7 protein-coding genes, 3 tRNA genes and 1 pseudogene are annotated in these 11778 nt (G+C 70.9%); 7 read left to right on the top strand and 4 right to left on the bottom strand.

From position 1 onward, the window contains the following. The first annotated feature begins 82 nt into the window (after positions 1–82). The 3 genes and pseudogenes from EL266_RS04570 to EL266_RS13875 all read left to right on the top strand — a co-directional run bounded on the left by EL266_RS04570 (position 83) and on the right by EL266_RS13875 (position 2799). Complete coding sequence (locus EL266_RS04570) at positions 83–1030, top strand: CPBP family intramembrane glutamic endopeptidase (protein WP_051281472.1); 948 nt, start codon at positions 83–85, stop codon at positions 1028–1030. 235 nt (positions 1031–1265) lie between these two features. Continuing rightward, positions 1266–1583 (top strand): annotated as a pseudogene (locus tag EL266_RS04565) (PadR family transcriptional regulator); the annotation flags it as partial. Positions 1584–1674: 91 nt separating this feature from the next. After that, positions 1675–2799 (top strand): permease prefix domain 1-containing protein, encoded by a 1125-nt coding sequence (locus EL266_RS13875; RefSeq protein ID WP_026428107.1) that lies wholly within the window; start codon positions 1675–1677, stop codon positions 2797–2799. 155 nt (positions 2800–2954) lie between these two features. On the opposite strand, the gene EL266_RS04555 is transcribed toward EL266_RS13875, so the two are convergent. The 3 genes from EL266_RS04555 to EL266_RS04545 all read right to left on the bottom strand — a co-directional run bounded on the left by EL266_RS04555 (position 2955) and on the right by EL266_RS04545 (position 3247). Further along, positions 2955–3027, bottom strand: a tRNA-Phe gene (locus EL266_RS04555). Between the two features lie 48 nt (positions 3028–3075). Beyond that, positions 3076–3149, bottom strand: a tRNA-Asp gene (locus EL266_RS04550). 25 nt (positions 3150–3174) lie between these two features. Next, a tRNA-Glu gene (locus EL266_RS04545) sits at positions 3175–3247 on the bottom strand. A 205-nt stretch (positions 3248–3452) separates the two neighbouring features. Here EL266_RS04545 and EL266_RS04540 point away from each other — a divergent pair. Next, the gene (locus EL266_RS04540; protein WP_026428108.1) at positions 3453–4730 is read left to right on the top strand and encodes a glycoside hydrolase family 3 N-terminal domain-containing protein; all 1278 of its coding nucleotides are present in this window, start codon (positions 3453–3455) and stop codon (positions 4728–4730) included. Positions 4731–4918: 188 nt separating this feature from the next. Here EL266_RS04540 and EL266_RS04535 read toward each other — a convergent pair whose 3' ends face one another. After that, a complete protein-coding gene (locus tag EL266_RS04535) occupies positions 4919–7294 on the bottom strand; it encodes a variant leucine-rich repeat-containing protein (protein WP_126412162.1) in 2376 nt (791 codons plus the stop codon). Positions 7295–7527: 233 nt separating this feature from the next. On the opposite strand from EL266_RS04535, the gene EL266_RS04530 reads away from it, so the two are divergent. The 3 genes from EL266_RS04530 (at position 7528) to EL266_RS04520 (ending at position 11559) form a co-directional block, all read left to right on the top strand. After that, positions 7528–7926: a metallopeptidase family protein gene (locus EL266_RS04530; RefSeq protein WP_051281474.1), complete on the top strand. Its 399-nt coding sequence runs from the start codon at positions 7528–7530 to the stop codon at positions 7924–7926. Between the two features lie 213 nt (positions 7927–8139). Further along, positions 8140–8988 (top strand): ABC transporter ATP-binding protein, encoded by an 849-nt coding sequence (locus tag EL266_RS04525; RefSeq protein WP_026428111.1) that lies wholly within the window; start codon positions 8140–8142, stop codon positions 8986–8988. Between the two features lie 3 nt (positions 8989–8991). Further along, positions 8992–11559, top strand: coding sequence for an ABC transporter permease (locus EL266_RS04520; protein ID WP_026428112.1), 2568 nt, complete (start codon positions 8992–8994; stop codon positions 11557–11559). Positions 11560–11778 lie beyond the last annotated feature (219 nt).

The following is an 11778-nucleotide window of genomic DNA, read 5'->3' as shown; positions in this document are numbered from 1 at the left end:
CCGACGCCGGTCATGGTCGGGGCGCCGCAGTCCGGTCCCTGGTCACGCGATTGCGCCCCGGGCGGACTCCTACCGTCGAGGCATGAGCATCTCAGCACGCACCGTCGCTCCGGCACATCGGTCCCTCATCCGCACGCCCCCTGCCCCCGAGCCGCAGGCGACCGTCCAGGCCCCTGGACGGGGCCATCGCCTGCCCGGGTGGGCCAGGGTCCTCCTGGCCGTCGTGGCCACGGCCCTGTCCGCCTTCTCCGTCATCCTTCCCACGCTGATCCCCGGTGTCCTTGACAAGGTTCAGGGCCCGGAAGCCACTGCCACGACGGCGCTGATCGTCATCATGATCATCTGGGCGCCGGCCCTTCCCTGCTACCTGCTGACGTCGTTCCTGCTCACCCGGTACGTGGACCGCCGTCCGCCGGCAGTCCTGGGACTGCGGCTCAGTGCCCGGTCGATGGCCGGACTGCTGGGGGCGACCGCCCTGGCGGCGGCCGTGGTGCTCCTGGTCCGGGTGGTCGTGCACATGGCCGGCGGTGGTCAGCCGGTGGACGCCAATCCCGGCGGCGCACCACTGGCCCTGGTCATCGCCTACGGCCTGGCTCGCGCATTCCTCCTGCAGGGCATCGGTGAGGAGGTGCTGTGGCGCGGCTACGTCCTGCAGTCCCTGTCCGCCCGCCCCAAGCGGGCCCTGTGGGTCAGCGTCCTGGTCTTCACCGCCATGCACCTCATCTCCCAGGGCGGTCAGGACGGCGCCCTGGATCGCGTCCTCTACCTGATCCCCACCTTCGGCTTCGCGCTGCTGGCCGGGTGCCTGGCGCTGTGGACGCGCAGCGTGTGGCCGGCGATCGGCATCCACGGCGGCTTCCACACGGGCCACGTCGTGGCGACCGTGACGGGCGTCAACAGCCTGTCCATCCCCCAGGAGGTGGCCGTGGGCCTCATCATGACGGCCCTCGCCCTGGTGGTCGCCACCCGGATCACGCCGCAGCGCTGGGCCGAGATCGCCCAGCGGGGCCCCTACGCCCCGGCCCAGTGAGGCCGCGCGCCCGCGATACTGGCGTGTTCCCCACCGTTGGACGGCGAGCCCGTCCATCGGTGGGGAACACGCCTGTGCGCCGGACCGGGTGGTGACAGCGGCGGAGGCGGATGTGAAGGGAGCGGTGAGACAGGCGGGCCGCCCGCCCGATATGCGGATAGACGTACTACGGTTGACGTAGTACGCTTGTCGAGACACCGCACCTCGTATCCGCCCGTGCCCGAGAGGAGGCCACATGATCAGCGCCGATGCGATTCGCGGCTACATCGACCTCATCGTCCTGTCCCTGCTTCGCGCCCGGGCGTCCTACGCCTACGAGCTCGCCAAGACGATCACCGAGGTGGCCCGCGGCGACTACACGATCAAGCAGACCACCCTCTACTCCGCCCTCAAGCGCCTGGAGGCCGCCGGGCTCGTCGACTCCTACGCCCACACCTCCACCTCCGGCAAGCCCCGCACCTACTACCGCCTCACCCCGGCCGGCCAGGCCCACCTGGACTCCAAGCTCGCCGAGTGGGAGTCCACCCGGACCCTGGTCGACCGCTTCGCCCAAGCCGCCTCCTCACCCCAGCCCGGCCAGGGCGAGGACGTGAGCGCACCCCAGCCCGGCCAGTCCCCGACGACCCCCTGACAGGAGAGCACCGATGGATGCAATCGACACCTTCCTCGACGCCATGTTCGCGCCCTACCCCGCCACACCCCGCCTCATGGAGGCCAAGGCCGAGCTGCGCACCATGATGGAGGACGCCTACGGCGACGCCATCGCCTCGGGCAAGACCCACAACGAGGCGGTCGGCAAGGTCATCACCGACTTCGGCAATCTGGAGGAGCTCGCCCCGATCCTCGGCATCGAGACCGAGCTCCGCCCGGCCGACGCCGCGGGCGGCCAGGACACGGCCCCCGGCGCGGCCGAGCCAACCCTGGCCGCGGCCTCCGGCCCCACACCCACCCTCAGCCCCGCCCCGGGCTCCTACCCGCCCGTCACCCTTCCCGAGGCGCAGGCCCTGGCCGAGGCCCGCCGCACCACCAGCCGGCTCCTGGGGGCCGGAGTCGCCCTCATCGTCGCCTCCGGCACACCCTTCATGATCGCCTTCGCCCTGTCCGACAGCAGCCAGGGCCCCATTGGCTCGAGCTCCAGCACCCTGGCGACCACGGGATCCGTCATCGCCCTGTGCCTGGGGCTGGCCCTCGTGGCAACAGGGGTCGGGCTCCTCATCCGCCGCGGCCGCGCCTTCGTGGGACTGGGCCATCTGACCGACGGCCACTTCACCCGCAACCCCCAGACCGCCGCATGGGCGACCCGCCTGCGCACCGACCATGAGGGGCCGCGGTCCCGGGCCCTGGCCATCGCCGTCGGGCTGTGGATCGCCGCCGGAGCGCCCCTGCTCGCCGGTGGCCTGTTCGACATGAGTGACAACGCGACCACCCTCGGGGTGGCGGCGGCCGCCGCCCTGGTCGCGCTGGGCCTGTACATCTTCCTGCCCACGAACTGGGCGGCGTCCACCTACTCCACCCTCACGGAGGAGGGGCACGCCCTGCCGGGCACCTACGAGTACGAGGACGAGCGCAACGACCGCATCATCGGCACCTTCGCCGCCGTCTACTGGCCGATCGCGGCCGTGGTCTACCTCCTGTGGGGGTTCATCTTCAACGCCTGGGGCCACTCCTGGGTCCTGTGGCCGATCGGAGGCGCCCTGTTCGTCGGGATCGCAGCCGTGCTGCACGCCCGCACGTCCGCGAGGCGGACGAAGGCCGAGGCCCAGCGGTAGGCCGCACCACGCCGCGCCACGCCACGCCGGGGCGCCGCCCGCCGCACCCCGGCCCCGGCGGGGCCTCGGCCCCCACCGCGCCCCGGGCTGCGGCACCCGGCCCGACAAGAAGAGCGAAGCCCCCGGGACCTTGTGGGTCCAGGGGGCTTTCGCCGTGGCTCCGACCGGCGTCGATCCGGTGACCTTTCGATTTTCAGTCGAACGCTCTACCAACTGAGCTACAGAGCCGTGGAATGGGATCGGCCCGACCAGTTCTGATCGGGCCGATCCTCTCCGCGACCTTGACGGGACTTGAACCCGCGACCTCCGCCGTGACAGGGCGGCGCGCTAACCAACTGCGCCACAAGGCCATTGAATGGCATTCGCACGAATCCGTACCCCCAACGGGATTCGAACCCGTGTTACCGCCGTGAAAGGGCGGGGTCCTAGGCCGCTAGACGATGGGGGCCCTAGGGCCTTGGCGTCGTCGCGCCTCGAACCGGGTAGAACACTAAGGGGCGCGGGCCCGACCGCGCAAATCTCCGCCGCGTGACCCTCCTCACCGCCCACTTTCCCCTGTCATGGCAGCGCTCAGGGGCGATTGCGCCGGCCGCTCACCGCCCCGCGCGCCCACGGCCAGCGCGCGCCCCGACAGGTGCCCTATGGTGCTGACCATGACGGAGCTCCACGGGCCTGCCGAGCCGTCCTCGGCGCCGCACCCGCCCGACCTCTCGCGCCATGTGGGCCGCCGCCCCGCCATCGCGGCCGCCCTGCTGGGCGCGGTCTCACTGGCCGCCTGCGGAACCCAGGACCCGCCCGCCGCGGGCCCCACCAGCGCCACCAACGACGCCCCCTCCCCCACCCCACCGCCCGAGCCCACGACGCCGGCGGCCAGTCAGACGCCGTCGGCCGACCCGTCCTCGCAGTCCGACGCCCTGGAGGGATGGTCCCTGGAGGAGAAGGTGGGCCAGCTCATCATGGTCGGCGTCGACGCCTCCGCCCCCGCTCCCGCCTCCACCTCCGCCGTGACGGAGCACCATGTGGGCTCGATCTTCGTGGCGGGCCGATCCCAGGCCTCCAGCCAGGCCATCGGACAGACCATCGCCTCGATCACCGGTCAGGCCGGTGAGCGCGGCCGCCCCATGCTGGTGGCCACCGACCAGGAGGGCGGCGAGGTCCAGGTCCTCTCCGGCTCCGGCTTCTCACAGATCCCCTCGGCCCTGGAGCAGTCCAAGCAGTCCCGCGACCAGCTCCTCGCCTCGGCCCAGCAGTGGGGCCAGGAGCTGGCCGAGGCCGGGGTGACGATGAACCTGGCGCCGGTGGCCGACCTGGTGGATATCGCCTCCCCCAAGGACAACGGGCCCATCGGGGCCTGGGGCCGGGAGTACGGCCACGACGCCGCAACCGCCTCATCCCAGGCCATCGCCTTCGCCGAGGGGATGCAGGCAGCCGGCGTCATCCCCACCTACAAGCACTTCCCGGGCCTGGGGCGGGTCACCGACAACACGGACACCTCCGCCAATGTCATCGACCGCAGCACCTCGCGCACGGGGGACGCCGCCGTGGGGGTCTTCGCCGAGGCCATCGCCGCCGGCGCGCAGGTGATCATGATGTCCTCGGCGGTCTACGCCCTCATCGATGACTCCACGCCCGCGGTCTTCTCCTCGACCATCGTCACCGACATGCTGCGCACGGAGATGGGCTTCACCGGGGTGGTCATCACCGATGACGTCTCCGCGGCCACCCAGGTCCAGGACTGGGATCCCGGTGAGCGCGCCATCCTGGCCGTCAGGGCCGGATGCGACCTCGTGCTGGCCTCGGCCGAGCCCTCCTTGGCCGCGCCCATGGCCAAGGCGCTTGTCGAGGCCGCCAAGAAGGACACCGCCCTGGCCGCGCGGATCGATGAGTCGGCCCGCCGCATCCTGGCGCTGAAGGCCACCCAGCCCTCGTAAGCGCTCGCGCGAACAGGGCGGGGGTCACCGCCGCCAAGCCTCGCGAACGTGCATATGCGTCGACGACGAGGGTTTGCGTCAATCACCCCTGTGCTACCCCCAGTCGGATGACGCAAACCCTCGTCCGATACGCAGACCCTCGTCCTCCCAGGACCAGGGACCGCTCACCGGAGCAGGGCGCGCCGGGCTCAGCGCAGCTTGGTGGTCCCCTCCGGGGTCCCGCTGGTCCCCATGCGCTTGGCGAAGCAGTGGTCGGCGTCGTAGCCCTGGGTGTCGCACCAGGCGTTGGCGGCATCCGAGGAGCCGAAGGCGGTGCCCTCCAGCGTCACCCACCAACCGCCGCCGGGATCGAAGACCGGCCAGTCATCGCTGTAGACCAGCCTTGCCGAGGAGTTGGTCTGGCGCGTGGTGAGGAACTCCTGCAGCGTGCTGCGGTTGTCCCAGGTGATGCCCTCGGCGTACAGGCCGGGCCGCTTGGAGGACAGCTGGGGCGTCCACTTGCCGGAGAGATCGCTGGTCACGACGGCCTGGTCGCGGTCGGCGTACCAGCGAAGCGCCTTGCCGGCGGCGCTCTCCTCCTGGACCGCGAGCACGGCGTCGCTCTGCTCGGCGGCCTGCACCACGGAGCCGGTGATGCTCGAGCCCTGCGGCTCAAGGGATGTCCCGGCGCTGCGGTCCGGCTCGGTGGTGACCACCAGGGAGGCGGCGTTCATGTCCGCGGCCGCGCGGTAGTAGTGCTGACCGCCGAAGCGCAGCGTGAGGGTGACGCCGTCGGCCGGGATGAGCAGGGGCTTGCTGGAGAAGTCGAACTGGCCCGAGGCGACCAGGAAATCGGGGTCTCCGTCGCCCCGCACATTGGCGGGCCCGTAGACCATGATCTGATCCGTCACCCCCGCCAGGAAGTCCCCCTCCGCGCAGGCGGTGGTCACGGTGGCCTTCATCTGCAGTCCTTGGTCGGACTCGGACAGAGAGGTCGGGGTGATGGTGGGCGCTGTGTCGCAGGCCTGGACGGTCTCGTCAATGGTGACGGAGCTGGCCGGCATGGGCTCCGCGCCCGACGACGCACCATCGGATCCCGCACTGCTCTGGGAGTCTGAGGCGGTGTCATCACCCCGATCGCCCAGGTAGGCGCTCCCCAGCCAGGCGCCGCCTCCCCCGACGATGACCATGAGCAGGACGACGATGACCACCATGAGGTGCTTCTGGGAGGAGCTCGAACTCGGCTGAGGGCTTGGCGATGGCTGCGGGACGGCCACATAGGCGGGGGCGTAGGGCTGCTGGCCCTGGTCGTAGTACTGAGGGGCGCTGCTGGCCGAGGCGTAGACCGCCGGGGAGACATCCCCGATGTAGCCGAGAGCCCCGCTGGGGGTATCGGCCCATGCGGCAATGTCCTCGGCCGACGGCGGAGGAGCCACCGGCGGGTCGTCATCCGACTCATCGTCATCGGATTCGTCCTCGGATTCGCCCGCATCGGACTCCTCCGGGTCCACCGCGGCCACGACGGCCGTGTCGGCGTCATCCTCGGCAGTCTCGTCGTGAGAGTCCCCAGCAGAGGAATCCTCAGCCTCATCAGCAGCAGGCTCGTCCTCGGGCTGAGCGTCAGCCGGCGCCTCGACACCCTCCTCGGAGTCCGCCTCGTGGGAGTCCTCATCCGAATCCGCCTCAGGCTCACCCTCAGACTCATCATCAGCCGACTCCTCGGCTGCGCCTTCAGCGCTATCCTCGACAGTCTCGTCGTGGGAGTCCTCACCAGAGGAATCCTCAGCCTCATCGGCAGCAGGCTCGCCCTCGTCCTCGGACTCCACACCAGCCTCCTCAGCAGCGGGCTCGCCCTCAGCGCTATCCTCGACAGTCTCGTCGTGGGAGTCCTCATCCGAATCCGCCTCAGGCTCACCCTCAGGCTCATCATCAGCCGACTCCTCGGCTGCGCCTTCAGCGCTGTCCTCGGTCTCGGGCTCGGGCTCAGCGTCAGCAGGCTCGCTGTCAGTCAGCACCCCGGCGCCCTCCTCAGCACCCTCTTCCCGAGAATCTTCAGCAGAAGGGTCCTCCTCCGAGTCCGACTCAGACTCGGCGTCGGGCTCAGTGTCAGCCGACTGCTCGGGCGCGCCTTCAGCGCTCTCCTCGGCAGTCTCGTCGTGGGAGTCCTCACCAGAGGAATCCTCAGCCTCTCCAGCAACCGACTCGCCCTCACCCTCGGACTCGGCATCAGCCGACTCCTCGACTGGGTCCTCGGCGCTGTCCTCGACATCGGCCTCCTCGGCGCTGTCCTCTCCGCTGCCCTCAGCCCCACCCTCGGACTCGCTCGTCGAGTCCGAGGACTCCGGGTCAGCGTCGCCCCCGGTGCCAGGCACGCCCCTCGCCGCCAGGGCGGCGTCAACCGCCGGGGAGCCCAGGCCCGCCAGCCAGTCGAGCAGATCGCCGTGAACCGCGGGATTGGCCGCGAGCGCGGCACGCAGATCCGGACGGTTCCGGGCGATGGCCGCCTGCAGCGCCTCGTCCGTGGTCTGCGCGGCGCAGGCATGGTCTGCCCGACTCGCCTCCATCATGAGCTGCAGGGGATCCATGAGGGCCTTCCCAGAAGTGCGTGAGCATGGGTCCGCATCCCGCCTGAAGAGACATGGACCACCATGACACCCCAGATCGTAGCGACCCGACCCGCCCCTCGGCCATCGAACGGGACTGCGGTTCCCCAAGGCGGCTGCACAGTGCACCAGCCGGTGCGCGAATCCCCCTGAGAGCCCGCCGAGCACCGCGCCCCGGCCGTGGGCGACCACGCCCCCTGTGGCAGGCTTGAGCCATGACTCAGGAGCCGGTGTCCGCCCTGTCCCTCCAGGAGTTCGAGGAGGCCGTGGCCGATGGCCTCGACCTCATCCCCGAGGACCTGGCCGAGGCCATGGACAACGTCGTCGTCCTGGTCCAGGAGGAGCCGGATGCGGACATGCTGCGCGAGGAGGACTATGACGAGCAGGGCCTGCCCACGCTCCTGGGCCTCTATGACGGCACCCCCCTGACACAGCGCGATGACAGCTGGTCCCTGGCCCTGCCGGACCGGATCCTCGTGTTCCGCGGCCCTCTCCAGCGCTGGTGCGCCACCCGCGAGGAGCTGGTGGACCAGATCGCGGTGACCGTCATCCACGAGGTCGCCCACCACTTCGGGATCGACGACGCGCGCCTTCACGAACTGGGCTGGGACTGAGCGACCCACCGGCCCGCCGAGCCCCACCGTCCCACCCTGCCCCACTCGGGGGCTCCCAAACGCGGGGGCTCCCAAACGCGGGGGCTCCCAAACGCGGGGGCTCCCAGCACGGCACCCCCGAGGCGCCCATCAGGGTTTCCCCCCATGGCTGCCGGCCCTGACTTCATCCGTGCGGAGGAGTGATCGGCGATACATGCCTGGAACGCTCTCCCCATGAGCACACACGCAGTTCCCACTCGCCCCACCGGACACAGCCTGCTCCGGCCTCATCAGCCGGTCGCCGACCCCGTCCTGTCCGCCCGAGCGCTGTCCAAGGTCTACGGCAAGGGATCCGGCGCCGTGGCCGCGCTGGACAGGGTCGACGTCGATATCGCCCGTGCCCGCTTCACCGCCATCATGGGCCCCTCCGGCTCCGGGAAGTCCACCCTCATGCACTGCCTGGCCGGTCTGGACGCCGTCACCTCGGGCACCGTCCACCTCGACGGCGATGAGATCTCCTCCATGAGCCAGCGCCGCCTGACCAAGCTGCGCCGCAAGCGCGTCGGCTTCATCTTCCAGTCCTTCAACCTCGTCCCCACCCTGACGGCCGCCGAGAACATCACCCTTCCCCTGGACATCGCGCGCACCAAGGTGGACAAGGCGCGCTTCGAGCAGGTGATCAACGCCGTCGGCCTGGCCGACCGCCTGAGCCACCGCCCCGCCGAGCTCTCCGGCGGCCAGGTCCAGCGCGTGGCCTGCGCCCGCGCCCTGGTGGGCGCCCCCGCCGTCGTCTTCGCCGACGAGCCCACCGGCAACCTGGACTCCCACTCCACCGAGCAGGTCCTGTCCATCCTGCGCCGCAGCGTCGACGAGCTCGGCCAGAGCGTCGTCATGGTCACCCACGAGCCGGATGCGGCCGCCTGGGCGGACACCGTCATCTTCCTGCGCGACGGCCATGTGGCCGCCGAGCTGCCCGCCCCCAGCACCGACCGCGTCCTGGACGCCCTGCGCGAGTTGAGCGGGGAGAGCGAGGCCGCCCACGCGGCTCGCTCCACCCCGGCACCCACCGGAGCGGAGGCCTGAGGCATGCTCAAAGTCGCCCTGCGCTCCATTCGCGCGCATTTCAAGCAGTTCCTCCTGACCACCATCGCCGTCGTGCTGGGCATCGCCTTCCTCTCGGGCACCCTGGCGCTCAGGGCGGTCCTATCCGACACCTTCTCCTCCCTGCTGTCCTCGACCGTCACCTCCGACCTCTACGTCACCGGCAAGCCGATCGAGGGCACCGAGGACACCACCGCGGTCATCACCGAGCGGATCGACAGCTCCCTGGCCGATGAGGCCAAGCAGGTCGAGGGGGTCACCACCGCCCACGCCGGCGCCTCCGTCATGGGCGTCCTCGTTGGCGCCGACGACACCCCGGTGACCACGTCGGGCGCCCCCACGCTCATCATCTCCCTCGACGACGAGGAGACGGACATGACCTGGGTGGCGGGCAAGCGCCCCAAGGGCGGCAGTGAGATCGCCCTGGAATCGGGGGCCATGGAGCGCTCGGGCCTGAAGGTCGGGGACACCACTCATGTGGTCGTCCAGGGCCAGCCCACCGAGGTCACCGTCGTCGGCGAGTTCAACTACGGCACCTCCATGGCCGGGGCCACCGTCATCCACATGGACGCCGACTGGCTCATGCCCCTGGCCGCGCCCGACGGCAAGGTCACCAGCATCTCGGTCAACGTGGAGGACGGCGCCGACGTCGAGGCCGTCAAGGATCGCCTGGCCCAGGCCATGCCCGACAGCACCCGGGTCATGACCAAGGCCGAGATGATCAAGGAGAACAACAAGCCCATCGAGCAGGTCCTGGGCTTCGTCCAGACCTTCCTGCTGGTCTTCGTGGTCGTGGCCATGTTCGTGGGCTCCTTCATCATCATGAACTCCTTCGCCATGAGCGTGCGCCAGCGCGTGCGGGAGTTCGCCCTGCTGCGGGCGGTGGGAGCATCGCCGTCCTCCGTGTTCGGCACCGTCTTCCTCCAGGCCCTGGTCATCGGCATCATCGGATCAGCCCTGGGCCTCGTGGTGGGGGCGGGCCTGCTCCAGGGGATCGTGGCCCTGCTGGAGGCGGCCGGCATGCCCCTGGACAGCGGCGTGCCCATGACCCCGACCATCATCGTGACCTCCATGGTCATGGGAGTCCTGGTGACGGTGGTCGGCGCCCTCCTGCCGGCCCGCGACGCCGCGATGACCCACCCGGTGGAGGCCATGCGCGACGCCGGAGGGGCCAGGGAGAAGTCCCTGGTGCTGCGCACGGTGCTCGGCGGCCTGCTCCTGGCCGCGGGGATCGCCGGCGTGGCGGCGGCCTGGGTCAACGAGGGCATCGATCAGCGCAGGCTCATCCTGGGCCTGGGGGCCGCCGGGGTGATCCTGGGCCTGCTCGTGCTCTCCCCCGTCCTGGCCCGTCCCATCGTCAGCCTGATCGGCCTGCCCCTGCGCCTCATCCGGCCCTCGGGCCGCCTGGCGGTGCGCAACATCGTCCACAACCCCCGGCGCACGGCCAATACCTCGGGGGCGCTCATGGTGGGCATGGCCCTGGTCTGCGCCGGCGGCACCCTGGCCGCCTCCATGCAGACCTCCACCGCGGATGCCATCAACACCTCGCTCAAGGCCGACTTCGTCATCCAGCCGGTCCAGAGCACGGGCACCGCCGTCATGCCCGCTGAGATGGCCGATGAGATCGAGCAGATCGACGGCGTGGCCACGGCGGAGCGCTTCACCGGCCACATGGTGGCGGCGACGATGCCCGACGGCACCCAGGCGCCCACCACCAACACGATCGTGATGAACGCGGCGGCCTTCAACAAGGCCATGGACCTCAAGGTCGTCGAGGGCTCACTGGAGGACGTGGACGCCACCCATGTGGCGGTGCGCGAGGACGTCGACGCCACGATGGGGGACACGGTCACCCTGACCGGGCCGCTGGGCACCGTGCAGGCCACCGTGGTCGCCGTCGTCGATCCCGACGCCATCAGGGCGGACTTCTACACCTCGCCCGAGCTGGCCGCCGGCGTGGGCTCGTGGACGCGAACCACGCCCACCGAGGCCGACCAGGTGCTGGACACGCCCCTCGGCATGCTGCTGACCCTGGAGGAGGGGGCCGACGCCGGCGCCGTGCGGGACAAGGCCGAGGAGATCCTGGCCCCCACCTACCAGTACTCCGTCTCCAACGCCGAGGAGCTCTCCGACATGGTGGGCCAGCAGGTCAATCGGACCCTGGCCATCGTCTACGGGCTGCTGGGGCTGTCGATCGTCATCGCCGTGCTGGGCATCGTCAACACCCTGGTGCTCTCGGTCTCCGAGCGCACCCGCGAGATCGGGCTCATGCGGGCCGTCGGCCTGGGCAAGTCCCAGCTGGGGGGCTCGATCGTCATCGAGTCGGTGCTGACCGCCGTGTACGGCACCGTCCTGGGCGGGGCGGCCGGGGTGGCGCTGGCCGCGGCCCTGCGCAAGGTCCTGGAGGACAACGGGCTCACCACCCTGTCCATCCCCTGGGGCCAGCTGGTGGCGATGCTCGTGCTCTCCGTGGTCGTCGGTGTCATGGCGGCGCTGTGGCCGGCGCTGCGCGCCTCGCGCATGCCGGTCCTGGACGCCATCGCCACCGAGTGATCGCCGTCGGGTGCGCGGGCCGGCTCCTGGCAGGCCGGCCCACGCACCCGGCGCGCAGGCCGCGCGGCCGGGCAGCGGGAGTCCCGCTTCCCGGCCGCGCGGTCGTCGTCCAAGGGGCCCGGGCGCGCCCCGCTGGGAGGCCTGGAGTACGCTTTCACACGTCATGCCCGCCTCCGCATCCAGCCGGTCAGCCCGGCCCTCACGCCCCGCCCGCTCCAT

Source organism: Actinomyces slackii, from assembly GCF_900637295.1.
GTDB lineage: Bacteria > Actinomycetota > Actinomycetes > Actinomycetales > Actinomycetaceae > Actinomyces > Actinomyces slackii.
The sequence above is the reverse complement of the archived record's forward strand: the minus strand, read 5'-3'. Positions and strand labels throughout refer to the sequence as shown.